Raw genomic sequence first — 25,284 nt, forward strand, 5'->3', positions numbered from 1 at the left:
CGGAATCTACTCCTCTTATAAGTTCTTAATGTGCTTCACCCAGTCGCCGTCCTCAAACAAAATATAGACATAGTTGAGCTTATCGTGATTGTTGAGGTACGTAATTTCCCAAACAACCCCTGGCTCCTCATAGCCTAATTTCATATGTAGAACCTTTTGTACATTGCCTTCATCTTTAAAAACCGATAATGCTTGCTTTTCCGTAATACCATCTTTCAAAAACACTTCCTGAATGGAATCCTCTTCTAGATTCGTCGGAACAAAGATAGCCTTTTTTTCACCATATTCGTCTACCCCGAACACAGTGACATACGAATTTTTGCCATTATATGTGTAGGACTCCGATACAACTGCGAGGGCCTTGGCATCGAGTGCCAACTGTTCAGCCTGCTCTTCAATTGAACGGAACGGAGCCTCGGCTTTCCAGAATACTAAAATACTTATGACAAGTGACAAGGAAACCATAAAGACAGAAATGAAAATCAGCCAGTTTTTCATCTATTCACCTTATGTCCCACACCTAGTATATTCCTCACTAAGAGTGCATGATGTTTTTGCGTGTCTATAACTGCATTTACTTTCATTTTGCTTACCATTTTTGTCAACCTGCTTTCTTTCCTCATACCACAACATTATACACCAAATTCACACTGTCGTGTTTCCTAATTTCATATATTGTACGTTGATAAACCAACGTTTTCAAATGATTCGAGCAACGACTTTCATTTTTTGCTTTTTCACGAAAAAAGACAGCCCTTTCACACGAAAAATTCCTATTCACCTGTGCAAATAGGAATTTAACAGGAATGACTCAAACGTTAACTTCATGCAATTAGAGCTCACGAATCACATAGTTCGTACGACCGTTATTTTTGGCTTTATATAAGCTACGATCGGCTTGCTCAAATAGATATTTAAAGTCATAATTTTTTTGATCATTGATACAGGCACCCATACTCACCTTGATTGGATAACTTTCGTTTTCATGTTCAAGCGCTAAAGTCAACATGTAAGCATGCAATTCCATTACAAGTCTGTTTATGTACGCCCTATCCTTGTTGTAAATGCAGATGATGAATTCATCGCCACCATAGCGAATTATTTCGGCGTCCTGCTTCCGTAAAAAATCTCTTAAGCCTGTGGCAAGTAGCTGTAAAACCCTATCGCCAATTAAATGCCCATACCGATCATTATACATTTTAAAATAGTCTATATCGAGCACGATAACCCCTACAAAAAGTTGGTCATTTTGCGCTCTCCGCATCCATTCCGTTACTTCTGTATCTAAAAAGTTGCGGTTCAGTACACCTGTAAGGGGATCATACAGCGCCTTTTTCTCAAGCTTTTCCTTTTGTTGATTAAATTCTATATACATCACCTGTTGTAGCAAATTATCGGCACTCATTTTTTCCGTTAGCTCGATATAATCACGTTGCACTTCAAAAATTTCTTCACGTCGATCCAATTCATAAAGTACATTTAAGAGCATGCGCATCACTTTCTTTAAAATGGGTTTATCACCGTAAGATTTTGCAAGGTCTATCGCCTGCTTATAATAGGCCACTGCTTCTTCAAGTTTTTGCTGTTTTTCATATAAAAAGCCATAACCAAACAAAGCAGCTACCTTTTCTCGTTTATGGTTCTGAACAAGCTCTGAACGCAACGTACGATCTAACAACGTTTGGCCCGTATCAAAAGCCCCTTGCAGAATATAAACGTCCGCCATGTTATTATTGATGCGAATTTCCTGTAATTTCGCCAACTCAGGCTGTGTTTTACCTAGTTCTTTATTGTATGCTCTCGCTAATAGCCCTGCTTGCATAGCCTCCGCATAACTTCCATTTTCAACTTCAAGATAGCATAGATTACTATGACAGCGTACAAGCATTACTAAATCCTTAAGCTCTGTCGCATACTCTATTGATTTTTTGGTCATGTCCACCGTCTTCTCTTTAACACCAACCAGATCATATATTAAGGACATCACGAGGTAAAAATGCATGATGTCTTTTGCTGTACCATACTTTTGACAATATGCTTCGTACTCATGAATTAGATTCACCATGCTTAATGTGTCGCCAAAAGCGTGATGAATTAATATTTTTTGATAGTATAAATCCAATCCATGCCCATATTTACCATTCTCTAATGCGACCAATAATCCTTGTTTTGCAAGAACTAAGGCTTCTGTCAAAAGCCCTTTCGTGCGCATCACCAAGATTGTTTTATTTAATTCATCTAATGTTAATTCCAACTAATCACCACTTCTCTATGCCCGGAATTTACTTACTATCTAAGTCACCTCAACATAGCAAATAAACGCCATATCAATTATAAGCCAAGTCCATACCCTCGTCCTACTTTTCTAAAACATCCCATAAATTACCGTTCTGACTTTTCCATTTTATGATTTAGTGAAAGCTCTAATTTCGAGTGCTTTCTCGGTTAGCTTGTTGTGGATAAGGTGCACAAATTTTATAGCCCCCTCGTTATCACCATGTAAACAGAGCGTATCTGCTGTTAAAGACACTTCCTCGCCCGTTATAGCTAGCACCTTTTGCTCCGTAATCATTAAAAGTGCCTACGCTAATGCTTGTTTTTCTGAATGGATTAGCGCCTATTGTTCCCTTCGTGGCGTTAAAGAACCGCTTGCACAATACACGCGGTCAATAAATGCTTCATGTGCCATCTGCAAGCCCGCTTCCTCACCAAATTGAGTCAAATAACTACCCGACAGTCCACATAAAAGAAGACGATCATCTACGTCCCTCACCGCACGCGCAATAGCCTTCGCATAAACTTCAGTTTTAGCTGCCCTATTTGAATATCCCTCCCATTGACCTGTGCCTGCATATCCGCTCCTGTTAGCACATATTCATGCGTTGATACTGCTTTAAACATGACGCCACCCTAAAAAATCTCCAACGAAGCCCCTTGCCGTTCATTATTTAAAATCTTATGCCCGCGTGTAAAAGCCATGCGGTGTAAACAATTCAAGTTTGAACCCGCCTAAATATGGAAAATCCGGTAAGAAACCCATCGCATAGACTGTATATTTCGACTCACAATGTCGTTGGAGCACTGCTTCTGGTAATAATCCGCTATACTGCGCTAGCCGAGCTAAATCGGGCGCATAGGGTTCTTCCTAACAAACAGGCACCGTGACGATGCGAGGTGCGGTACGAACTTCCTCCCACGCGGCTTTTTGCCATGCATGTTGAATTTGGTTCAGAAGGTAAAAAAGTCCCGACTTCCATTTTAAGAATTTTTGCACTTTTATATTTTTTTATATCGTAGCACAAATACTTCCATTTTTGTCCTAGTTTCTTATTATTTTCACCCATATGATGTAATAGGTTGTGTATTTATCGATGTAAAAACTGAAGGGACGTGTTGTTTTGTACAAGAAAGTGAATCCTTCTGACCCAGCTTCTATTCCCAAATTTGTAGATGAACTACCGAAGCCAGTTACGGCAAAACCGAAATACTGTAGTGGTCAACCGAGAAGAGAGTATTATGAATTAAAGATGATGGAAGCGGAGCATCGTTTCCATAAGCGTTTTCCACTGTCAACGATTTGGGGATATAATGGGCTCTATCCAGGTCCAACTATCGAAGCCGCTAAAGACAAAACTATATATGTCAAATATAAAAATCAACTACCGAATAAACACTTTTTACCGGTCGACTTCACCCTTCACGCCGCTAATGATTCCCAGGAGGTAAGAACCGTTACCCATCTACACGGAGCAAATGTTGATTGGGAAAGCGATGGACATCCAGAAGCATGGTACACGAAAGATTTTACACACACAGGGCCGAAATTCAATAAAGAAATCCATGAATATACCAATCATCAACCCGGCACGACGATGTGGTATCATGACCACGCGATGGCTTTAACCCGATTAAATGTTTACGCAGGGCTTGCCGGTTTCTACTTGCTTCGAGATACTATAGAAGAACGCTCAAACTTACCAAGTGGGGATTATGAATTCCCGCTATTGATTCAAGATAAATCCTTTAATCAAGATGGCTCGCTCTTCTATCCCGACGCGCCAACATTCCCTGTTCCCGTACACCCTTCGATTACACCCGGGTTTGTCGGTAATACAATTGTTGTCAATGGCAAGGTCTGGCCTTATTTAAATGTCGAGCCTCGAAAATACAGATTCCGTTTACTCAATGGGTCCAATAGAAGAGGCTATGTCATCAGTCTGTCAAACGACCAGCCGATGATTCAACTCGGTACGGATGGTGGCTTTTTAACTGCCCCTCGTGATATTCAATCCGTCGCGTTATTACCGGCTGAAAGAACAGATGTCGTCATTGACTTTACAGATTGTGCTGGTCAGGAAATGACGTTAATGAATACCGATACAGATTTTTTTGACGAGCATACAAACTTGATTATGAAATTTAAAGTGAATCTCCCACTGCAATGCGAGGATACAAGTGATATTCCCGAGAGGCTCGCTGTATCGATGGATTTGCATCCTCATCATGCGCATATCGAGCGTAACCTGCCACTTAGCGCTTCAACAGATGAATTCGGCAGACCGATGTTACTATTAAATGATCGAATGTACCACGATCCTGCTACTGAAAAGCCAGCACGGGACAGTATAGAAGTTTGGAATTTTATGAATACCACGCCCTTTATCCATCCCATCCATATCCATTTAATTCAGTTTAAAATTCTTGAACGACGGCCATTTAATGTTGAACTCTATCAAAACGAGGGTAAACTTGAATTTACAGGGCCATCTGAAGAGCCTCATGACTATGAGCAAGGTTGGAAAGATACCGTAAAGGCTGACGCCGGCAAAGTCACAAAAATTATTATGCACTGGAAAGATCATATCGGACATTACATGTGGCATTGTCATTTCCTTGAGCACGAGGATCATGATATGATGCGCCCGATACTTGTCATGAAAGATGTTCATCCTGTTCAACAGCCCCATGCTGATACACAACATGCTCCGGAACAACACCAAGGCACGACTACCATCACAAACAACACCCAGCAAACTACCCCACTATTAAATAACGCTCAGAATATTACATCGTCAAACAAGCGAACACAGCACGTTACTTCTGATGAGGAGGATTATTCTGCTATGCAGGCAGCTGATTTCCTTCATGAAGACGACATCCAAGACACGTATGCGCAAGAAGATGAACACGTTCGTCATCTTCCCAACCCAATGTTCCCGTCCAACAGGTTCCGTCCTCGTCCGAATAGGCCCAATAGAAGGCGTAGAAGACGGCGTTAATAATAATAATAAACCACCCTTTTATCACAACAACCACATAAAAATCACCTCTATTTAGCTGAGGGCACTGAAAAAGTCCATAAAATGAATTTTAGCCATGGTGGAAACGATTAGTCGTTTCTCCATGGCTTTTTCTTCGATGCCGTTGATTGCCGTTTCGGCGGACGCTTTCCTGGGGGCGAAACTGGAGCATCCTCGTCGCTAATGTTTCTGCGGGGTCTCAAGCTGTTCGCTAGTCCCCAAGGAGTCGCCGTCTGCACGCCAATCAACTAATTTTCTCGTTTTTTTGATTTTTTCATTGTTTTCGATTCACACCGAACCCTTGGTGATTTTACGATTTGCTTGATGCAATACGAAGCGGCTACAGCATAAGTAATGCAGTCATTTAATTGACTAAAGAAATCCCCCTTTTTCAGCTTTAATTCAGAAACGTCAGTGTGTCATGATGGGCATCACATATGATTTGCTTTGACATTCCCCTTATTAATTTCCAATTCCAGTACCATTTCTTGAGGCAACGTAATTGTTAAATCGGATTTTGTTTGATGCTGACCTGATTCATTCAAGGCTTTCTTTGCTTCAAATTGTATGTACGCTAGATGCGAATTTATAGCTCCATAATCCTTAAAAATTTCCTGTGCTTCTTTTTCATTTTTTGCTTTGATATAAACTTCACCTTCAACCTTGAATTGATTATCTTCCGTACCAATAAGCGTAATGTTCCCATTAGGAATGATAGCTCTTATTTTTTCGATATCCCTTGAAACATCCATTTGTTCACAATAATTAAATTTGAATTCCTGCAAACTAATTGGCATATTGGTTGAAATAGGACAACGTGCAACTACCACCGCTAATATACCGACCATTATTAGTGAAACAATCCCCATTAACTTATTCATCTGAAACGTACCCACCTCTATAGCAATTTGGTTTCTATCCATCGCTTTTTTTCATCGTCATGTTCTTTGTGAATCCTAAGATTCATTTGTCAACTTGTCTCAACTTGTATAACTGGCAATAACAAATCCAATTGTGTAAAGTCTTCCCCACGATACCATTCTAGAATTGATCGAGTTGGTACCCATTTATGTTGAAGGGCATATTGTAGTAATTTTTGATAACCATCCTTTAATTTTGTGGGATGCTCTTTAAATGGCAATGCGAGACATATACAAGAAGGCATATGCTCGATAAAATCAACATCTGATAAACTATTTGTTTGCATGTCATCTGGTACACCGAAACCAATTTGTGCTTTTATCACATCACGTCCTGATAAATAATTTAAATAATAACTTTTAATCCGAATATTGCATTGCTTTAATTCGCTGGCTCTTTTCACAAAGTGCTCGCCAAATTTACCTGTAGTGGATTGCTCGACGAACCAAATAATTTTTTCATCATTTTTATCGATTAAATAAATGGCATCTCGAAGGGAATCACTCTCTAAATAGCGTAAGCTGACATCTAAAAGGTCCCGTTTATTCCTTATCGTCCGAACCCACTCGCTCATCATATTTTGACGAACCGACTCGTCATGCTCCTGCAAATAATTTTGAATTTTAGTGATCGGTACATCGGCTATACGCAAAGTGGATATCAGTTTCACAATGGCCACTTGATGATCTGCATAAATGCGGTACCCATTCGAACTTCTTTCTATTGGTAATAGTAAATTTTTGGACTCATAAAAGCGTAATGTACTTTTAGGAATACCCGTTCTATCAGAAAACTCCTGAATCGTCATCAACTTATTCAACCCCTCACACTCCTTGCATATAATCTTAAACCTTCAAGTAACTTGAAGGTCAAGACAAATCTAACAATCCAACTATGTAACATCACCGAAGACCAATGACGATACCATGAAAATCTTTAACAAAACCTTCGCGATGAACATCTGGTTCCATCATAAAGATACTTCCTCGTTAGATCGACTATCGGTCTATTAAATTGGCAAAATAAATGGAGAAGTTAGTTTATCCAATTGTAAGAAATAACTATTGCTCCCACGTTTATTTTTTAAAGGAATGTCATGTCTTTAACCTCCCAAAAAGATAAAACAGCTATTGAGTTCCATTCCTAGGACTGCATCTCTAATCTTTTCATTTCATATTCAGTTCATAAACAAGTGTTATAGTAATGGACATAGCAGTACTAAACATTTCTTTACAAAACTGAGGAGGATTTTGAACAATGAACGCAACAAAAAAGGAAGCTAAATCGACCGATTGGCGACGTTTTATACGACTTATAAAACAAGCAGAACCCCCTAAACTGCTTTTAATTATTGCCTTATGTATGAGTTTAGCGACGACCGGCGTTGGCTTTATCGTGCCGTTATTCACGAAAAAATTGGTGGATGGTTTTTCATTAGAATCCCTTGATTATTGGCAAATACTTTTATTAGGTGTCGCATTTATCGCACAAGCCATAGCAAGTGGGCTTTCTATCTATTATTTAAACCGTGTTGGTCATCAGGTTGTCGCAAAATTGAGAGATCAATTATGGAGAAAACTTCTGCACCTACCAATCCCTTATTATGATAATAATGATACAGGTGAGACGTTGAGTCGCGTAACGAATGACACAGCAGTGGTAAAGGAGCTCATTACTGAACATCTTGCGAACTGTTTAACAGGCGTTATTTCCATCATTGGTTCAGTTATTATTCTATTATTCTTGGATTGGAAAATGACATTAGTCATGCTCATTGCTGTTCCTGTTGCGATGATTATTTTGATGTTGTTAGGAAAGCGCATGTTTGTGATTTCAAAAGGGATGCAAGACGAAACAGCAAAATTTACAGCAGTATTAAATCAAGTATTGCCGGAAACACGTTTAGTGAAGGCTTCTAATGCAGAAACCATTGAATACCAACGTGGCAAAAAAGGGATTACTAATCTCTTTAACTTTGGCTTAAAAGAAGCAAAGATTCACGCACTCATTTCACCGTTAATTTCCTTTGTGTTGATGTCTGTACTCGTTGCAATAATCGGCTATGGTGGTGTGCGTGTCTCTTCTGGTGAGCTCACAGCTGGCGACATGGTGGCATTTATTTTATATTTAATTCAAATCATTATGCCAATGACGCAATTAACGATGTTCTTCACACAATTGCAAAAAGCGATGGGTGCCACAGAACGCATCAGCGCCTTACTTGAACACGAAGAAGAAGATATTTATGTAGGACAACAATTAGATACCGTAAAGGACCCGATTCATGTAAAAAATGTAGACTTTGCATATGGTGAGGAAGCCATATTATCTGCTATCAATTTCTCCATTGAACCAGGTAAAGTGACAGCTATTGTTGGACCAAGTGGCGGAGGAAAAACGACGACATTCTCTTTACTAGAACGATACTATCGCCCTACTAAAGGCATCATTACACTCGGAGATACACCGATTGAAACATTCTCCCTCCATTCTTGGAGAAGCCTAATTGGCTACGTTGCGCAGGAAAGTGCGCTGATATCCGGAACCATTCGCGATAATATTTGCTATGGTATCGGCAGAGAAGTGCCAGATGAGGAACTTCAGAAAGTAACAAAAATGGCCTATGCACATCAATTTATTGATGAACTACCCGATAAATTCGACACAGAAGTCGGCGAACGTGGCATTAAACTATCCGGTGGACAACGACAACGGATTGCTATCGCGCGCGCATTATTGCGTGATCCACAAATTTTAATGTTAGATGAAGCAACCTCAAGTCTTGATAGTAAGTCGGAGATTTATGTTCAAAAAGCATTGGATAATTTAATGAATGGCAGAACGACTGTTGTCATTGCCCACCGCCTTTCTACCGTTGTGGATGCCGATCAAATACTATTTGTGGAGAAAGGACATATTACGGGTAGTGGCACGCATGAAACATTATTTGAAACACACGACATGTACAGAGAGTTTGCCAAACAACAATTACGTATTAAAGAGTAAAGGCGAAGGGATTTGTGCTCATGACAAAACTATTAGTTGTGGATGATGATGATCATATTAGAGAACTAGTAAAAGTATTTTTACACAATGAAGGCTTAGATGTTGTAGAAGCTGTGGACGGTGTGGATGCACTGTCAAAGCTTGACACCGAAAAAGTGGATATGGTCATCATGGATATTATGATGCCGAATATGGATGGTTGGGCATTATGCAAGGAAATACGACAATATAATAACGATTTACCCATCCTGATGCTGACGGCAAAGGGAGAAACCGCCCAGAAGGTAAAAGGATTTAACCTTGGCACAGATGATTATCTCGTTAAGCCATTTGAGCCAGCCGAGTTAATCGTCCGTGTAAAATCTATTTTAAAGCGCTATCGTATTTCCTTATCGCAAACTGTGGAAATCGGCAACGTTTGGATGAATCGCAATACGTATGAGCTCGTGTATGGTGGCGAAAATATTACGCTACGCTTAAAGGAATTCGATCTGTTATTTACGTTAGTAAGTTACGCTGGGAAGACATTTACTCGCGAACAGTTAATCGAAGAGATTTGGGGATTTGACTATGAAGGGGATGAACGCACAGTGGATGTCCATATCAAAAGACTCCGCGAGCGGTTCCCTGAAGAAACAAGTGGATTCGCCATACGGACGATTCGTGGTCTAGGATATCGACTGGAACTGCAATCATGAAAAATTGGAAATTTGTAGTCAAGCTGATCATGGTACTGACAGTCTTTCTTTTGGCCAATCTATTATTTGCGTTTATTGCTTTTCATGTAACCGCATGGATTTATAGTTGGTTAGATCGACACCCCCATGGATTTTGGCAGCAATTAAATACTGTCATCGGTGTATTTGTGCTCTTTGCCTGCTCTGCCGCCGTCATTTTTTTACTTGGCTTAAAACAACAACGGAATTATTGGGACACGATTGTCGATGCTATAGGGCGAATCGCCAAAGGAGATTTTACTGTAAAATTAGATATAAAATCAGATGAGGATAACGATCATTTCGGACAGCTCATTAATGGTATCAATCAAATGGCGGTTGAGTTGGGTGAATTAGAACGAATGCGTCAAGAATTTATCTCGAATGTTTCTCATGAAATTCAATCGCCCCTCACCTCTATTAATGGCTTTGCCAAGGCTTTGAAAAACATGAACTTATCTGAGGAAAAACGACATCACTATTTAGAAATCATCGAAATGGAAAGTCATCGGTTATCAAAAATTAGTGATAATTTACTAAAGCTCACTTCCTTAGAATCTCAACACCATCCGTTCGAACCGAAGCATTATCGACTCGATAAGCAATTACGTAATGTTGTATTATCGCTAGAACCCAATTGGTTAGAGAAAAACATTGACATGGATATTCAATTGAAGAACCTTTCAATCAAGGCGGATGAGGACTTAATGAATCAGGTATGGATGAATTTATTGAGCAACAGCATTAAATTCACACCGCATGGCGGCCAGATTCGCATTTCGATGACTTCACAACAGGGTATGGTGACTGTTGTCATTGCTGATAATGGCATTGGGTTAACGGAAGAACAACAAAAGCATGTTTTTGAACGTTTTTATAAAGCAGATCAATCTCGGGTTGCTAAAAATGGCGGCAGCGGTCTCGGATTATCCATTGTAAAAAAAATACTGGATATACATCACGGTAGCATCACGGTTCAAAGTAAGCTTGCTGAACATACAACATTTACTATTACAATGCCCTTGGAGATAACAAGAGAACACTAAAAACGAGGCTGGTACAAAAGAGAAAAAGTGTTAGATTGACTGCTGTCGATCTAACACTTTTTCGCTGTAAGCGTTGATGTCCGCTGCGGCGGACGCTTTCCGGGGGCGTAGCCTTCGCTACCATCAACTAGTACTCTCTTCTGAATTTTATTTATTCCAAAAGGAAGAACGTCTAAATTTTTCTTCATTTTTAGATAGCAAAAATTTAATAACGCCTTTGCTCCTCTTTCTTAAAATTTAAAGTTATGTCCCAGCCTCGTTTTTTATCACTTGCTAGTAAGCTACTTTGCTAAAATACTGATAGATTTTTTCTAATTTTTTCTGTTGTCCCCCCTTTTTACTCTCCATACTGCCAAATTCAAAAAACTTCACTTTCTTAATCCCTACAAAATTAAATAAAGCCTTTCGCATCAAGATTTTATGCGCGTTATTCAACCATAAAAGTGGATATTTTGCAGGCCCCTTCATAGTGGATACGCATACGACTGATTTTCCTTTTAGCAACCCCTCTGGTAGTAGCCCCTTCTTATCTCTGTAAGCAAAATTTGCCGCAAATAATTGATCAATATAGCCCAGAAGCATCGCTGGAGGTCTGCCCCACCATATCGGATACACAAAGACAATTTTATCGGCCCATGTAAGTTGTTCTCTATATTTTTCTAGCTTAGGATCGAGATACATATCACGGCGTCGCTTGTATTCATTAAATTCTAAGATTGGATCAAATTCTTCTGCATATAAATCCAAGACTTGTAATTCACTTATGTACGGATTTTCGTTACAACCTTTGATGACCTCCTGTAAAAAGGCGAAGTTCAAACTTTTATGATTGGGATACGTGTAAATAATTAATGTTTTCATAACATCCTCCATTACTTATCATTCGATAACTAAATAATAACCTCCATTTTTTTAGTTGTCAAATGATAATTGTTTTAGGATAAGTTATTTGTTATGTTGTCACTAAGAGGTGAAATTATGGACAAGAAATCATTATTCAATCAATTTGTCACATTTACAACAGCCGTTCATGAAGTAACACATGATTTAACACAAAACGTTAACATCGACACCGTTACGCCCGTTCAATATAAAATTCTCGAATATATAAAAGTGAGCCAGCCTGTCACGCCTACTGAAATTAGTGATTGCCAGCATATGTCATTACCTAATACAAGCCGTGAGCTCAAGAAACTACAAGAAAAAAATTTAATTGAAAAAATGAGCGATACCGAGGACCGCAGAAAACACTATATTTGCCTTACGAATGATGGAGAAAATATGATGAATGAGGCTTTTGCCTGTGTTGAAGCACGTTTTCAACAGCTTATCCAAAATAGTTCGGAGGAAGATTTAGTAGAAATAAATAATGCATTACATGTGCTACAAAGCAAGGTATTCAATCGTCAAAAATAGACAAGGACTTCAGAATGGGATCATTCCGAATACCTTTTGTGATGGAGTAAGCAGGGACGGGCCACTTCCTTCAACTGTGTGCAGACAAGGGTCTGGACTGTCTCGCTCTTCCTGTTCCAATCCTCTAAATATGAACATAACACCATACGAAACTTCAACATAACTATACTTTTAGGTGATTTGCCACGATGACCAAACAAGATTTTAATTGATATCGCCTAAATAAATGGGTGATTTCTGGTGCTTAACATGCTGTAGGATATGTTTTCTTAGTTCTTTAGGATAAATCCGATATTCCAGTAAATCATTAACTGGTAACCATTCTATCCCAACCTGATAGCTATCGGGATTTGTTGGTATTTTAGTATTGTTGCTGTCATCAATTAGGTTGCACACAAAATAATATTCAACTTGATGTACATTAAAATCAAAGGAAGCATGCTCGTGGTTTTTTCCTATATACTCCCGAATATGAAGTAGCTCACCGATTGCTACTTCCTGACCTATTTCTTCCAAACACTCTCTTGATAAAGCCCTATGAATGGTTTCGCCGTGTTCTTGTCCACCGCCAGGAAAAAGATAGAAAAACCCCTCACTATCCTGATTTTTTGTTAATAATATCTTGTCTCCACTAATGATTATTGCTTTTACTGAATTTCTAATACTCATATAGATTGCTCCTATCTTCCGCTTCATTTTCTGCGTTTTTCATGATTCTTAACATACGATCTGTTACATTAACAATGGATAGATCCAATTTATTTTCACCTCACAGGAAATCCCACCATTTACTTTGTCAACCAGAAATTAATCCTAAATTCTTATACTTCTATTATTCCTTCTTCAACACTGTTCATGGTACGATAAGTAAAACAAAAATAATCATTTACTTCCATCTTAGTTTTATTTTAACATCACCGAATTGTTCGTTAAACAAGCACTGTATAACGTAGTGTTTTGCCCAAGATTTCAAAGATCAAGCATATGTAGTTATTTTCAAATAATTACGTGTAAATCGTCACCCAATTCGTTCTTCATTAATAGTCTAAGGATGTATAGAAGGAGGAGACTCAAGTGGGTGCAGTTTTAGAAAAGCATTGGTTAGACAAACATTCAGAAACCCTTCCCCTCTGGCAGCAAACCGCTTATAACGCCTTCTCTGCCATGATTGCCGATGACGCAAACAGGTTCCCTTGTATCCCAGCAAGAAAGGGCTTTTTATCGAATGAGCTGCGCTATGGTTTTGTTGGTGATCCACGAGAGGTTCATACCGCAAAAGAATTAGCAGATTGCTTAAGAGCGTACGATCTATGCGCACGAACCTCTGGGAGATATACCTCACTGGCTATTTTTTTTGAAACACCTGAAGAGTTACTTAAGGGGTTTGAGGTGGAGGATTATCGGCAATTGTTTTGGTCTGTTTTAAACAAATTAACCACATTTGATGACAAGGATTGGCCAGCAGATATACCGCCAGATCCTTCCAATCATCAATGGGAATTTTGCTTTAACGGTGAGCCTTATTTTGTATTTTGTGCTACGCCAGCTCATCTATTGCGCAAAAGTCGTTACTTCCCCACGCTGTTCATGGCATTCCAGCCACGCTGGGTGTTTGCGGACATGAACGACTCCACTGTCTTTGGACGCAAATTAAAAAAATTAATACGCAAGCGCATCGATGCCTATGATGCCATTCCAGGTCATCCTGATTTAAAATGGTACGGGCAAGCTCACAATCATGAATGGAAACAGTATTTTATCAGTGATGATGACCGTAGTCCAGCCTCATGTCCATTTTTCAAGATGCAACTGGATCTCAAGTTTCCACCGCAGGAGTAAGAGCTGTCATCAAGTACGCTGATGGTTTCGCCGTTTTTTCATCATCAGTAGTGTCGCAATTCCGATTATGACTATGAAAAGCAGGCTCACATAAAATCCGAGTCTGCTTGTTTTTTCGCCTAACGTCCCCGATACGGTTATCGCTATCAATACCATACCTATGCTATTTTTTATGTGTTGTGCTGTCGATAATTTCATAAGCTTGGCATACGTCACTAAAATAAAGAGCCAATTATAGATCAGCATCAGGCCCGCAGCTGTTATCAAATATTCAAAGATCTTTTCCGGTATTAAAAACCCGATGACAATGATGATAATTAAACCACCTGCTACAAAGAGAAATGCTGGAAACGGTACTTTTAACTTGCCTTTTTTAGCTAGACAAGCCGGTGCATCTCGATCTTCTGCAAGCGTTGTTAAAATTGTCAGCACAGCATACAAGGAAGCAACCATTGTGGAGAAGCCTGCTATAATTAGAATGCCATTAATGATATCCGTTACAAAGGGGATATCAAAATTTTCAAGTGCCGTAATAAAGGGACTTTCATCTACATGAAAATCTCCCCAAGGAACAAGCGTAAGCGCAAAGCCAATGGCGATGACATAAATCGTAGTTAGTGCGACAATCATTACTTTTCCAGCTTTAGGTGCTTGTTTTGGATCTTTTAAATCAATAACTAATAGACCCATCACTTCGATGCCGCCAAAAGCATAAAATGCATACAATAATCCAAGCCATATGCCATTCACACCTTCTGAAAAAAAGCTCTGATAGTTTTCCATGAAAGCATCTAGTTGTCTTGGTTCACTGTTAAACCCTTTCATCACGAGCATGACGGCTAAAACAATGAACATAACAATGGCAGCGGTTTTCAGCACACCGAAGATATTTTGAAAATTTTCAAAGCCCTTCATACCAGTAAGAATGACAATCAAACCAAGGACGGCGAAAATGGATGTCGCAATCCATAATGGCCATGCAGGAAACCAAAACCGCGTAAAAATCCCTAGTGCCATCAGTTGACTGCCCATTATCAGCATTTCAGACATTAAATAGACCCATCCATTGCTAAATCCAGCCCACTTGCCAAATGCTTGTTTAGCATAGGTACGGAATGAGCCCTTATCCGGATTGTCAACAGACATCTTTACAAGGGCATCATAGACAAGGTAGGTGCCAATTGCCGCTACTAAAAAGGGGATTAACACAGCTGGACCACTTTTCTCAATAGCCATACTCGTCCCAAGGAAAAATCCTGTCCCTAATGTACAGCCCACACCGAGAAGGGAAAGTTGCCACCATGACATACGACCTTTAGTTGTTTTCGATGTCATTCGAATCACTCCGATGCCTGTAAGATGATTTACCTTCTCCGCAATAACGGCAGTGTCATACAACGAATACCGCCGCCGCCTTTTTCGAGCTCTGTCACTTCAATTTCGATGATGTTCTTCTTTTGTAATTTTGGATGATTTTTAAATGGTTGTTTCGTAGCCTTCTTACTAATTATTAACGTCCCTGGATTCAGGTTTAGAAAGTTAAAATCAGGAATCGACTCATATTTGTCGAGCCAATAGACCTCAAACCCGTGGCGTTTTAAAAACTGATCCGTCATATCAAAACGTGCCGTTTGAGCAGTGAACACATGTACAGGAAAATAACGCATAAAGCTCTTCGCCATCACGAGATCCTCATTCGCTACATTACAATTCATATCCAAATGAAGGGTATCCGAACTCCGAGGTAAGTCAATAATACCGATTTCACAAAAGCCTGCCTCAAAGATTTTTTCCTTTATACTCTCCACACCTTCAATTGTTGTTCGTACCCCAATATTAATAAGCACAGCGTCTTTATTGAGAATCAGGACATCACCAAACTCTAATGCTTTTCTAGGGACTTTGTTGTGGTTATAACTTTTAGGAAACCATTTTTCCAATAGTGTATGGGCATGTACATACTCGGGGCGTCTCATCGAAATGCCCGCTTCTCCCGGTACAATCATATTGCCAAAGACACAGGCAAGATCACGCACAAAATAGCGATTCAAAAGTTGATCACTAAGTAGTTGTTCCTGTGCTGGTAGCTCTTTCGAATAATCAATGACTTTGACCCCTGCATTTTCTAAGACATCTTTAAATTCCAAAAAATTCTCCATTGCTCTTACCTGATGAACAGAAGCGCTCCATTGCACATTCTCTGCCGTTTTTAAATCAGGCACATCCAATTGAGAAGGTGCACAAAGCAAGACAACCTCTAGCTCCTCGTGTTCTGACCAACAGTTTGGTTGAAATGAGTACATGGTGACATCTCCTCTTTTTTAATCCTATCCATTTAGGCTTACCATCGACAATCGGATTATACAGCACATGTGGCGCTAGACGACAAAAAAGCACATCCAAGTATGTGCTCTCAAGTAAAATATTCTAATTGGTGTTACTGAATATGTTGATGCCATTATGTAGAAATTATCAGGTATTTTTTAAAAATATCTTTCGTTAAACTTTTGCTATTACTATGTAAAATAATAATTTACCATTTACCGCTATTCTCCTAACTGTAAACAGTAGTTTTCATTTCCCCTACCATCAAATTGCTCTAAAATTTATTTTTGCTGTGCTAACCATTGAGCTACTACTTCTGCTTCTTCACCTTCTAATAATCCTCCAGGCATTGTTGTTTTATCAATACCATTTACAATAATATCCAACAATTCCTCTTCATCATACATAGATCCAGCAGTTATTAATGTTGGTCCTACAATACCTTCTAAGTTTTGACCATGACAATTAGCACATTTTTTGTTATAAAATTCTTGCGCTTTATCATTTACCGCTGTTGTTTCATTTTCTATAGCACCATTCTCTTCACTACTTTCGTCTCCACTACAACCAACTATTCCAAGTAAAAGTATTAACAAACTTGCAAATAAACTTTTTCTTAACATTACGACTTCCTCCTCATAAGAAATTAGTTTCCAAAAAAAACATTATTATTTTGGTTCTCTTTCGAATATAAATTTATCGACATTTCAAAATCATTATAATATTCACGTACTACATAATAAATAAAAAACTATTTCATTATATAAATAGTAATAATTTCTACTAACTTCCGCCATACTTTGTTAACATTTCCACAATCTTGACTTCGATAAACATGAACTCACAGTGTTCGCTCACCATCCATTACACTGCGAAAATTTTTGATTTCTACATTGATACATCGGGCTTTTTCAATTGAATACGGTTGAAAACATACGAACAAATCTGACTGCTTCAGTAATTTTCAGATAGAATAAAAAACAGAAAAAAGCAAATTGAAATAATTATCATATAATTTTCAATTTTATAAAATATTATATTTAAATTAAATGATATACTGAAAGCGCCAATATTAGGAGGGAGTGCATGGAAACAAAAAAAAGAAGATTGGCGATGAGAACCGTCGTCTTGGCATTAATCATTGCTGCATTAATCTATACTCTGTGTATGAGTTTTTTCAAAGAGAAGAAGGATATCATTTCGATTGGTGATGAAGCACCGAATTTTATTTTAAAAGATATGAATGGTGTGGAATTTCAACTATCGAATTATAAAGGCAAAGGGGTTTTTTTAAACTTTTGGGGAACGTATTGTGGACCTTGTAAAAAAGAAATGCCTTATATGAACAACGTATTTAAGGAATATCAAGCAGACGGTGTAGAAATTTTAGCCATAAATATTGGTGAAGCCGAGTTACGAGTTAATAACTTTATAGATCAGTATGGATTGGATTTTCCTATTCTATATGATCGTGGAGGTACCGTAACAAATTTATATGATTTTATTCCGTTACCTACTACATTTCTAATTGATAAAGATGGCATGATCGTTGATATTATATCCGGAACATTATCAGAAGCGTCTATTCGAGCAAGTATGGATAAAATTAAACCAACATCTTGATACATAGAAGGGAGGGTTTGTTCTCTTGTTAATATTGGACGGCAATATATTTTACGATTTAAGGATCAAGCATGATGAACTTTTTCGTTTAGATTTCCTTAAATTGATACGAAAATTTATTATTCAAAAATACTATTATACTAATGTTCAACCACCGTCTATCTAATTACAAGAGAATATATTTTTATGAATAGAGTAAAATGCGTCTGTGGTCATGTGAATCCACATGGAACCAATTTATGTGAAGCTTGTGGTAGATCATTAGGACATAACGAAAAAACTGATAACAAATTAGTCGATATGCGTTATGAGGGAGTTGCAAGACGTTCAGAAATACATAAAAAATCCTTCATAGATAAAGTTTGGACTATATTTTCTTCTGTTAAATTTGCAATTTGTCTTCTATTCATTACGTTAGTTGCATCTGCTATCGGCTCATTATTGCCACAAGAAAAAAATACGGTAATCCCTTTTGGGACAACCGTAGAGCAATTTTTTGAAGAGGAATACGGGGTTTTTGGTGCTATTTTTTATATGTTGGGATTTCATAAATTATATGGAACTTGGTGGTATATTACGCTCGTTTTTTTAGTAGCCGCCTCTTTAATTATCTGCAGTTTAGACCGTTTTGTACCCCTTTATCGTGCGTTGAAGAAACAACGTGTTGAACGTTCAAATGGATTTATGAAACGTCAACGTTTTTTTTCATCAACTAAGATTGCTAGTTCAAAAGTGAATATGACTGAATTAGAGCAACGATTGAAGAAGCATCACTATAATGTACGAATCGAAAATCAAAGTCTTTTAGCTGAAAAAGGGCTTTTTTCCCGTTGGGGCCCCTATATTAATCACATTGGGTTAATCATCTTCATTGCGGGTTGTATGTTACGTTTGGTGCCAGGAATACATATTGAGGAGTCTTTAGCTGTTAGAGAGGGAGATACAGTTGTTATCCCAGGAACAGATGGCGCATATTATTTCAAAAATAAAGAGTTTATTGTAGAAATGTATGATGAAGAAGACAATAAAGCATTTGCAAGTGCTTTAGAAAAAAATAATGGTTCAATTATTAAAAGTTATACAACACATGGTGTTTTATATAAATCTGTTAGTGAGACTATTGCTGGTGCTACGCCTGAATTGGAAGAAATTACAGAATACGATGTGATGATGAATAAACCTTTAAAATTCGATGGTTATGCAATTTACCAAATGGGTTATGATGCTCAATTTAGTGAAATTACATTTGCATTACAGAAGAAAGAGAATGCTAATGGAAAACCAATTGGTACAATTACAGTAGATTTAATGAATCCAGAAAGGACATATGATTTAGGTGATGGATATGTAGTAGTTATTGAAGAATATCTCCCCGATTTTTCTTTAGACGAAGATGAACAGCCAACAAGTCTATCAGCTAATCCAAATAACCCTTTTATTCTATTTAAAATGATTACACCAGAATCTCCTGATGGAGAAACGATTTACTTTACGATGTTAGGTTTACTTGAGCCGAATAATTCACAAAATAATTATGCTTTGAATTATGTACAAGAAGGCTATGACTATATTACATATTTGCTTGTAAAGAAAGACTTAATGTTACCAGTTTTATTTGTTGGAGGAACAATTTTTATAATTGGTGTAATGATCGGTTCATTTTGGTATCATCGCCGCGTGTGGATAACTGTGAAAGAGGATGAAGTTTTCATTGCCTCTCATACAAACAAAAATTATTTTGGATTAAGGAGAGAGTTGGAAAAAGTTTTGGAAGAATTACCCTTAACTATTCCAGAAGATCAATTAGTAGATAATAAAAAGAAATAATTAAAGATGGAGGATTAAATAATGCAAGAAGCAAGTGGATATTTATTAACGATAGCCTTTGCTTTATACTTAGTTGCTACATTATTTTTTGGAGCTTCTATACGCCAGAAAAAAGCTGTAGCTATAAAGAACTCTGCAAAGGTTGCTAATATTGGATTTGTGATAACAATCATTGGATGTATTTCGCAAATTACTTCCTTTATACTCCGTTGGATAGTAGGTGGCTATGCACCCGTCAGTAATATGTATGAATTTACAACCTTTTTTGGATTAATGTTTATTATCGCGTTTATTATACTATTTTTCATTTATCGTTTAAGTGTAATAGGAATGTTTACATTACCGTTAGTTGTATTAATGATAGGTTTTGCAAGTATGTTTTCAAGAGACATTACTCCCCTTGCACCCTCATTAAAAAGTAACTTTTTACAAATTCACGTCATGTTGTCTGCGTTAGGGCAAGGAATTTTAGCTGTTAGTTTCGTTATTGCTATCATTTACTTAGTAAAAGTAGTAGACCAGAATATTAAATCTAAAAAGACTTTTTGGTTAGAAGCTGTTCTTTTTACATTATTTGTTACAGCAGGGTTTATTATTGCTACACTTTCATTTACTACTGCAGGTAGATACGCAGCAGTTTTCCAAATTGATAATGGAGAAAAATATATCGAATATCGTATGCCAATTATTTTAGGTCCAACCGACGGCGTATTAGTATCTGAAACAGGCTCCGATTCATTTATTGAAACGCCTTCGTTTATCGGTGATGTTGTTGATTCAAATAAAATAAATACATTCATTTGGTCATTTATTTTTGGCGCAATTTTATATATATTAGTTCGATTGATTACGAGAAAGCGATTCGCTGCTATTTTACAACCGTTTACTAAGAATATTAGAGCCGATTTGCTAGATGAAATATGCTATCGTTCTGTACTAATTGGCTATCCGATTTTTACACTAGGTGCTTTAATTTTTGGTATGATATGGGCACAAATTGCCTGGGGTAGTTTTTGGAGTTGGGATCCTAAAGAAGTTTGGGCATTAGTTTCTTGGTTATTTTATTCTTCTTTTTTACACTTACGTTTATCACGAAATTGGCAAGGTGAAAAGTCCGCATGGTTAGTTATTGTTGGATTTGGACTTATTATTTTCAACCTAGTATTCGTTAACTTTTTACTTGCAGGTCTGCATTCATATGCAGGTTAATAAAGATCGGAATAAGGCTCCGTTAAACACGGAGCCTTTAGATTGAAGACACAAGGTTTCAGGAATGCTGGTGAATCCCGAAACCTTGTGATTTTTTCTGTGATTTACATTCAGATGACGTGTAAGTTTAAAGTCAGTAACTCTTATGAGCAGCACTGCTAACACAGTGTGTATTTCTAACCATGACCAAATAGTAATTTTCTTCAAATTCATGGCAGCAACAATAAGCATCGCCTGCTTCAACATTACTTTCGAGTCTCCTTCAGATAATCCTCTTCCATTGTAATAGTTATTTTTCTTTATTCATAACTACTATTCTGAGATTTTTTAGTCCTCTTTTTTCGTTCATTAAAAAAGGAACCAATGCTTTTGACCTTTCGGTATTTTGCAATAGTTCCTAAATTTTATTTACATATTATTTTAGTACGCTTTAGGAGCTTCTACTAGTGGCACTTCTCCACCTAAAGTTTCTAAGAAAGCAACTAATTGATTAATTTCTTCATCAGTTAAAGCAAGTGGTTGGATTAGATTACTTTTATTAGCATCTGCTCCTCCGCCTTCGTTATAGAACTCAACAACATCTTTTAATGTAGCTAAACTACCATCATGCATGTAAGGGCCTGTATGAGTAACCCCACGTAAAGAAGCCGTTCTAAATGCACCCTTATCAGCATCATTATTAGTTACTGCATAACGACCTTCATCGCCTTCAATACCTAAGTTATAGTATTTTCCATCAGACAATGTAGACGTCGTATGACACACAATACAACTTGCTTTACCATTGTAAAGTACCATTCCTTCTTTCGCTACATCAGAAATTGCAGTGTCATCACCGGCTAAGTATTTGTCAAAAGCAGTATCATTAATGACAATTTTTCTTTCAAATGTAGCAATTGCTTTCATAATATTATTAACAGTAATGTCTTCATCAAAAACTGTTTGGAAATCAGTTACATATTCAGGAACTGCTTTTAATTCTTCTACTAATCCATCAAGATCTTGGTTCATTTCACCTTCTGCAGTAATAGGTCCTTGCGCTTGTTCTTCTAAACTACTAGCACGTCCATCCCAGAAGTTTTCAGAATAATACGCCGAATTTATAATTGTAGGACTATTTCTATGACCTTTGAAACCTTCAAACCCAATAAATGTAGCTAAATTATCCCCATAGCCTGCTTGAGGTTGATGACATGAACTACAACTTTGAACATTGTTCCCAGATAATCTAGAATCAAAGAATAAACGTTTCCCTAACTCAACTTTTTCATCCGTAATCGGGTTATCTTCCGGAACCGGAACTTCCCCTATTTGTTGGAACACAGCTTTTGCAGAAGCAATAGCCTCCTCATCAGCAGACACAGTTATTTTCGTTTCTTTGTCACTTGATTTTGTGTTGTCCGCATCATCAGACGAACACGCTGACAAAATACCGATTGTCAAAAAAGTTGCCATTAACAAAAAATACTTTTTCATTGAGTTACACCTCCAAAAATTTTCAAAATATGTACCTTTTCAAATTCATAAAAAATGATAGTATTTTCAGAACTAACAGTTATTTCATGAATTTAAATTTATTATATTACAAAAATCCTAACGTTATATTCTTAATTACAATAAAGTATGTATATAAAGTGAATTTTCTGAAATTAATAATTTACATACTGTTTTTACTGTGAAAATAATTGTAATGAGCTCATACAATCTAAAGTGTACTCTTTGTAAAAAACATTGTGTAAATGGCTTTTTCATGTGCACCCTCCATCAATGAAAATACTGATGATACGCCTGTTCCGCATCTACTTCACTTGCAAATACCACAAGGTCAGTCGTTAAAGGATAGTACGTTTCAAATAAAAAGAGCGCTAATTCATTGGATTATCTGGATTCTTCACCACAGCCGCTTCCTGTATATTCGCTATTTCTTGAATAGGTGATTCCGTAAAGCGAAACTTCAATCAGTGGGGGTTTTCTTCATCCCCCACAATAAATAGAGGAACACAAGCTAAAACCTTCACATTCTGTGAAAAAGCTTGTGTGACCAACATCCTGTTGCTGACGCTTCGCTTTCGCACAAAAAACATCTGTTGCTGACGCTTCGCTTTCGCACAAAAAACATCTGTTGCTGACGCTTCGCTTTCGCACAAAAAACATCTGTCGCTGCCGCTTCGCTTTCGCACATTAAACATCCTGTCGCTGCCGCTTCGCTTTCGCACATTAAACATCCTGTCGCTGCCGCTTCGCTTTCGCACATTAAACATCCTGTTGCCCCGAACCAATCGGGCTTTTACGGTCAGTTGATCGACCACCTCGTTCTTTCCACTTGAGGTGGACGTTTTTACTGACCGTTAATGCGGGTTAAAAAATATAGACAATATCACCTGCATGATAGTCGTTCTGGATGTCATCACCTTCCTCAAGTCATTTCCATCAGTTTGGCTAAAGACGAGGAGAATTATGTCATGTCTTTAAAAACTAGATTATAAGAGGCTATTTTTAATAATCATGATTCCTACAACAAGTGGACAGAAAGGTTAATTATCCACCTGTATAAATCCATCTTCATTGGAAGCTACTGCATGTATGCCCTCAATAAAGGTATTTATGAGGATTGAAAAGCTTTGATTGATATCTAGTGGCATCCCGAATCCGCCCATCTGTTCAATCGAAGTGAAGCCATGTAAAATACTTCGCAATCCCCTCACCATATGAATCGCCATTTCTTCTTGCAAATGATAAGCATTTAGCACTTGAACTACCAGTTGCACAACAGCCTCCTGTGCTTGCTGTAACTCTTGATCATTCGCATCTGGAAAGCGCGTGCTCGCATCATAAAGTCCCGGATGCATTCTTACAAATTGAATATATGCTTGACTAATGGCACGAATAGCATCATCCCCTGAGCGCCCTACAGCAGATTGAAGCATCGTTTCATTTAGCTTTTTTACACCTTGAATGGCTAGCTTTTGCTTTAAACCATTTAAGCCATCTAGATGGTTATATAAGGATGGCGGTCGCACTTCCAATTTTTCTGCTAATAACCCGATTGAAAGTTGATCTAGCCCATATTCATCCACTAACTCAGTTGCCTTTTGTAAAATAATCGATACATCTAATTTTATTCGTCGTGACATGTTATTCTCACTTCCTATTTTGATTGTAAAAATTTGATTTCTGCTTGTGCGATGGCCCTATCCAAAAGTTTCTGGGGTTGCTCTAACATCTTCCCATGACCAACAGCGAGTAAGTTTGGCTTATAATCACTTAATTTTTTGGCACTTTCAAGAGCTGTGCATTTATCCCATGTTGCTAGCGCTGGAAACGGGAACAATGGATTCATCATGCCAGATACTACTAGCTTTCCCCTAGTTATTAGTGCATCGCCAGCAATTAAACTTCTATTGCGTGTGTCAAAAAGACTGATAGAACCTGGGGTATGACCTGGTGTTGCAATCACTTCTAATGAACCAACACGATCACCTTCTTCAAGTAATACATCTGGTTTTGTTGTAATACTTTTGGGAAGACCTCCACGAATGGGTACGTTTTTTTCATTCGGTAGCAACATCGAATTTCCTTCTAATAACAGCGCATCTCTAGAAGATATGTACACCTGACTTTCAGGTAATAATTCTTTTAGCGTGTCTAGCGCGCCGATATGATCATTATGTGCGTGCGTAATAATGATTCTTGTAATCGGTTTTCCTATATCCTCGGCCGCATCCATGATACTTTTTGCGCTATATGGCAGCGCTGCATCAATCAGCGTAAGCCCGTTTTCTTCTTCTACAAAATAACAATTAACAGGAAATAATCTTGGCATAAATGACAATTGAAAAACTGTACCAATCCTTGTTATCTTCATTTTTCATCAATTCCCTTCCAAAAACTAATCTTATTAATACTTTAACTAATATGATTAGTTTTTGCAATATTTCTAATCAAAAAAACACAAAAAAGTTTTCACCCAAGAAATCCGCCACTTTCATCCACTATTTCTCTGCATAGCTTGTACATATTGGAGATTTCCGAATTTCATATGTATGTAACCGATGA

21 protein-coding genes and 3 pseudogenes are annotated in these 25,284 nt (G+C 37.8%); 9 read left to right on the plus strand and 15 right to left on the minus strand.

The genetic code is table 11. From position 1 onward, the window contains the following. Positions 1-15: 15 nt before the first annotated feature. The 4 genes and pseudogenes from ACQKII_RS09980 to ACQKII_RS09995 form a co-directional block, all read right to left on the minus strand. Positions 16-498 carry a DUF5590 domain-containing protein gene (locus ACQKII_RS09980; protein ID WP_427458783.1) on the minus strand — a complete coding sequence of 161 codons (483 nt, stop codon included), beginning with the start codon at positions 496-498 and terminating at the stop codon, positions 16-18. A gap of 334 nt (positions 499-832) precedes the next feature. Then, positions 833-2,254 (minus strand): diguanylate cyclase, encoded by a 1,422-nt coding sequence (locus ACQKII_RS09985; protein WP_427458785.1) that lies wholly within the window; start codon positions 2,252-2,254, stop codon positions 833-835. A 150-nt stretch (positions 2,255-2,404) separates the two neighbouring features. Then, positions 2,405-2,875, minus strand: a pseudogene (locus ACQKII_RS09990) (LamB/YcsF family protein). Positions 2,876-2,956: 81 nt separating this feature from the next. Further along, a pseudogene (locus tag ACQKII_RS09995) lies at positions 2,957-3,127 on the minus strand (carboxyltransferase domain-containing protein); the annotation flags it as partial. Between the two features lie 271 nt (positions 3,128-3,398). On the opposite strand from ACQKII_RS09995, the gene ACQKII_RS10000 reads away from it, so the two are divergent. Continuing rightward, complete coding sequence (locus ACQKII_RS10000; RefSeq protein ID WP_427458787.1) at positions 3,399-5,279, plus strand: multicopper oxidase family protein; 1,881 nt, start codon at positions 3,399-3,401, stop codon at positions 5,277-5,279. 452 nt (positions 5,280-5,731) lie between these two features. On the opposite strand, the gene ACQKII_RS10005 is transcribed toward ACQKII_RS10000, so the two are convergent. Together ACQKII_RS10005 and ACQKII_RS10010 are read right to left on the minus strand one after the other, a co-directional pair. Further along, positions 5,732-6,181, minus strand: a complete 450-nt coding sequence (locus ACQKII_RS10005; protein WP_427458789.1) for a hypothetical protein — start codon at positions 6,179-6,181, stop codon at positions 5,732-5,734. An 89-nt stretch (positions 6,182-6,270) separates the two neighbouring features. Further along, the gene (locus tag ACQKII_RS10010; RefSeq protein ID WP_427458791.1) at positions 6,271-7,041 is read right to left on the minus strand and encodes a MerR family transcriptional regulator; all 771 of its coding nucleotides are present in this window, start codon (positions 7,039-7,041) and stop codon (positions 6,271-6,273) included. Positions 7,042-7,478: 437 nt separating this feature from the next. On the opposite strand from ACQKII_RS10010, the gene ACQKII_RS10015 reads away from it, so the two are divergent. The 3 genes from ACQKII_RS10015 to ACQKII_RS10025 are packed head-to-tail and all read left to right on the plus strand — an operon-like array spanning position 7,479 to position 10,989. Next, complete coding sequence (locus ACQKII_RS10015; RefSeq protein WP_427458793.1) at positions 7,479-9,227, plus strand: ABC transporter ATP-binding protein; 1,749 nt, start codon at positions 7,479-7,481, stop codon at positions 9,225-9,227. A gap of 20 nt (positions 9,228-9,247) precedes the next feature. Further along, positions 9,248-9,925 carry a response regulator transcription factor gene (locus ACQKII_RS10020; RefSeq protein ID WP_427458795.1) on the plus strand — a complete coding sequence of 226 codons (678 nt, stop codon included), beginning with the start codon at positions 9,248-9,250 and terminating at the stop codon, positions 9,923-9,925. Next, positions 9,922-10,989 (plus strand): sensor histidine kinase, encoded by a 1,068-nt coding sequence (locus ACQKII_RS10025; protein WP_427458797.1) that lies wholly within the window; start codon positions 9,922-9,924, stop codon positions 10,987-10,989. Before ACQKII_RS10020 ends, ACQKII_RS10025 begins: the two co-directional genes overlap by 4 nt. 273 nt (positions 10,990-11,262) lie before the next feature. On the opposite strand, the gene ACQKII_RS10030 is transcribed toward ACQKII_RS10025, so the two are convergent. Further along, positions 11,263-11,850, minus strand: coding sequence for an NAD(P)H-dependent oxidoreductase (locus tag ACQKII_RS10030; protein WP_427458799.1), 588 nt, complete (start codon positions 11,848-11,850; stop codon positions 11,263-11,265). 117 nt (positions 11,851-11,967) lie between these two features. Between ACQKII_RS10030 and ACQKII_RS10035 the strand changes: the two genes are divergently transcribed. Further along, positions 11,968-12,405, plus strand: a complete 438-nt coding sequence (locus ACQKII_RS10035) for a MarR family winged helix-turn-helix transcriptional regulator (RefSeq protein WP_427458801.1) — start codon at positions 11,968-11,970, stop codon at positions 12,403-12,405. Positions 12,406-12,609: 204 nt separating this feature from the next. Here the strand turns inward: ACQKII_RS10035 and ACQKII_RS10040 are convergent, their stop codons facing one another. After that, a complete protein-coding gene (locus ACQKII_RS10040) occupies positions 12,610-13,074 on the minus strand; it encodes an NUDIX domain-containing protein (RefSeq protein ID WP_427458803.1) in 465 nt (154 codons plus the stop codon). A 405-nt stretch (positions 13,075-13,479) separates the two neighbouring features. On the opposite strand from ACQKII_RS10040, the gene ACQKII_RS10045 reads away from it, so the two are divergent. Beyond that, positions 13,480-14,244: a YqcI/YcgG family protein gene (locus tag ACQKII_RS10045; protein WP_427458805.1), complete on the plus strand. Its 765-nt coding sequence runs from the start codon at positions 13,480-13,482 to the stop codon at positions 14,242-14,244. Positions 14,245-14,253: 9 nt separating this feature from the next. Here ACQKII_RS10045 and ACQKII_RS10050 read toward each other — a convergent pair whose 3' ends face one another. The 3 genes from ACQKII_RS10050 to ACQKII_RS10060 all read right to left on the minus strand — a co-directional run bounded on the left by ACQKII_RS10050 (position 14,254) and on the right by ACQKII_RS10060 (position 17,192). After that, the gene (locus ACQKII_RS10050; protein ID WP_427458807.1) at positions 14,254-15,579 is read right to left on the minus strand and encodes an amino acid permease; all 1,326 of its coding nucleotides are present in this window, start codon (positions 15,577-15,579) and stop codon (positions 14,254-14,256) included. 29 nt (positions 15,580-15,608) lie between these two features. After that, positions 15,609-16,547, minus strand: a complete 939-nt coding sequence (locus ACQKII_RS10055) for an arginine deiminase family protein (RefSeq protein WP_427458809.1) — start codon at positions 16,545-16,547, stop codon at positions 15,609-15,611. A 303-nt stretch (positions 16,548-16,850) separates the two neighbouring features. Further along, positions 16,851-17,192: a c-type cytochrome gene (locus ACQKII_RS10060; protein ID WP_427458811.1), complete on the minus strand. Its 342-nt coding sequence runs from the start codon at positions 17,190-17,192 to the stop codon at positions 16,851-16,853. A gap of 463 nt (positions 17,193-17,655) precedes the next feature. Here ACQKII_RS10060 and resA point away from each other — a divergent pair, with 463 nt between their 5' ends. The 3 genes from resA to ccsB all read left to right on the plus strand — a co-directional run bounded on the left by resA (position 17,656) and on the right by ccsB (position 21,228). Further along, complete coding sequence (gene resA / locus ACQKII_RS10065) at positions 17,656-18,192, plus strand: thiol-disulfide oxidoreductase ResA (protein ID WP_427458813.1); 537 nt, start codon at positions 17,656-17,658, stop codon at positions 18,190-18,192. A gap of 186 nt (positions 18,193-18,378) precedes the next feature. Further along, a complete protein-coding gene (gene resB, locus ACQKII_RS10070) occupies positions 18,379-20,019 on the plus strand; it encodes a cytochrome c biogenesis protein ResB (protein WP_427458815.1) in 1,641 nt (546 codons plus the stop codon). 21 nt (positions 20,020-20,040) lie between these two features. Continuing rightward, positions 20,041-21,228, plus strand: a complete 1,188-nt coding sequence (ccsB, locus tag ACQKII_RS10075; RefSeq protein ID WP_427458817.1) for a c-type cytochrome biogenesis protein CcsB — start codon at positions 20,041-20,043, stop codon at positions 21,226-21,228. 420 nt (positions 21,229-21,648) lie between these two features. Here the strand turns inward: ccsB and ACQKII_RS10080 are convergent, their stop codons facing one another. The 4 genes and pseudogenes from ACQKII_RS10080 to ACQKII_RS10095 all read right to left on the minus strand — a co-directional run bounded on the left by ACQKII_RS10080 (position 21,649) and on the right by ACQKII_RS10095 (position 25,093). Continuing rightward, entirely contained in the window at positions 21,649-22,704 is a 1,056-nt protein-coding gene (locus ACQKII_RS10080; RefSeq protein ID WP_427458819.1) for a cytochrome c peroxidase, read from the minus strand. 288 nt (positions 22,705-22,992) lie between these two features. Beyond that, positions 22,993-23,186 (minus strand): annotated as a pseudogene (locus ACQKII_RS10085) (transcriptional regulator SplA domain-containing protein). 576 nt (positions 23,187-23,762) lie between these two features. After that, positions 23,763-24,362, minus strand: a complete 600-nt coding sequence (locus tag ACQKII_RS10090) for a WHG domain-containing protein (RefSeq protein ID WP_427458821.1) — start codon at positions 24,360-24,362, stop codon at positions 23,763-23,765. A 14-nt stretch (positions 24,363-24,376) separates the two neighbouring features. Continuing rightward, positions 24,377-25,093, minus strand: a complete 717-nt coding sequence (locus ACQKII_RS10095; protein ID WP_427458823.1) for an MBL fold metallo-hydrolase — start codon at positions 25,091-25,093, stop codon at positions 24,377-24,379. Between the last annotated feature and the right edge of the window lie 191 nt (positions 25,094-25,284).

This window comes from Lysinibacillus sp. NPDC048646, from assembly GCF_050272295.1.
Taxonomy (GTDB): domain Bacteria; phylum Bacillota; class Bacilli; order Bacillales_A; family Planococcaceae; genus Lysinibacillus.

Excerpts from the sequence above, each read along its gene's own strand:
- ACQKII_RS09980 (WP_427458783.1), bottom strand. The coding sequence starts at position 498 with ATGAAAAACTGGCTGATTTTCATTTCTGTCTTTATGGTTTCCTTGTCA.
- ACQKII_RS10005 (WP_427458789.1), bottom strand. The coding sequence starts at position 6,181 with ATGAATAAGTTAATGGGGATTGTTTCACTAATAATGGTCGGTATATTA.
- ACQKII_RS10015 (WP_427458793.1), top strand. The coding sequence starts at position 7,479 with ATGAACGCAACAAAAAAGGAAGCTAAATCGACCGATTGGCGACGTTTT.
- ACQKII_RS10020 (WP_427458795.1), top strand. The coding sequence starts at position 9,248 with ATGACAAAACTATTAGTTGTGGATGATGATGATCATATTAGAGAACTA.
- ACQKII_RS10025 (WP_427458797.1), top strand. The coding sequence starts at position 9,922 with ATGAAAAATTGGAAATTTGTAGTCAAGCTGATCATGGTACTGACAGTC.
- ACQKII_RS10030 (WP_427458799.1), bottom strand. The coding sequence starts at position 11,850 with ATGAAAACATTAATTATTTACACGTATCCCAATCATAAAAGTTTGAAC.
- ACQKII_RS10035 (WP_427458801.1), top strand. The coding sequence starts at position 11,968 with ATGGACAAGAAATCATTATTCAATCAATTTGTCACATTTACAACAGCC.
- ACQKII_RS10040 (WP_427458803.1), bottom strand. The coding sequence starts at position 13,074 with ATGAGTATTAGAAATTCAGTAAAAGCAATAATCATTAGTGGAGACAAG.
- ACQKII_RS10050 (WP_427458807.1), bottom strand. The coding sequence starts at position 15,579 with ATGACATCGAAAACAACTAAAGGTCGTATGTCATGGTGGCAACTTTCC.
- ACQKII_RS10055 (WP_427458809.1), bottom strand. The coding sequence starts at position 16,547 with ATGTACTCATTTCAACCAAACTGTTGGTCAGAACACGAGGAGCTAGAG.
- ACQKII_RS10060 (WP_427458811.1), bottom strand. The coding sequence starts at position 17,192 with ATGTTAAGAAAAAGTTTATTTGCAAGTTTGTTAATACTTTTACTTGGA.
- resA (WP_427458813.1), top strand. The coding sequence starts at position 17,656 with ATGGAAACAAAAAAAAGAAGATTGGCGATGAGAACCGTCGTCTTGGCA.
- resB (WP_427458815.1), top strand. The coding sequence starts at position 18,379 with ATGAATAGAGTAAAATGCGTCTGTGGTCATGTGAATCCACATGGAACC.
- ccsB (WP_427458817.1), top strand. The coding sequence starts at position 20,041 with ATGCAAGAAGCAAGTGGATATTTATTAACGATAGCCTTTGCTTTATAC.
- ACQKII_RS10080 (WP_427458819.1), bottom strand. The coding sequence starts at position 22,704 with ATGAAAAAGTATTTTTTGTTAATGGCAACTTTTTTGACAATCGGTATT.
- ACQKII_RS10090 (WP_427458821.1), bottom strand. The coding sequence starts at position 24,362 with ATGTCACGACGAATAAAATTAGATGTATCGATTATTTTACAAAAGGCA.
- ACQKII_RS10095 (WP_427458823.1), bottom strand. The coding sequence starts at position 25,093 with ATGAAGATAACAAGGATTGGTACAGTTTTTCAATTGTCATTTATGCCA.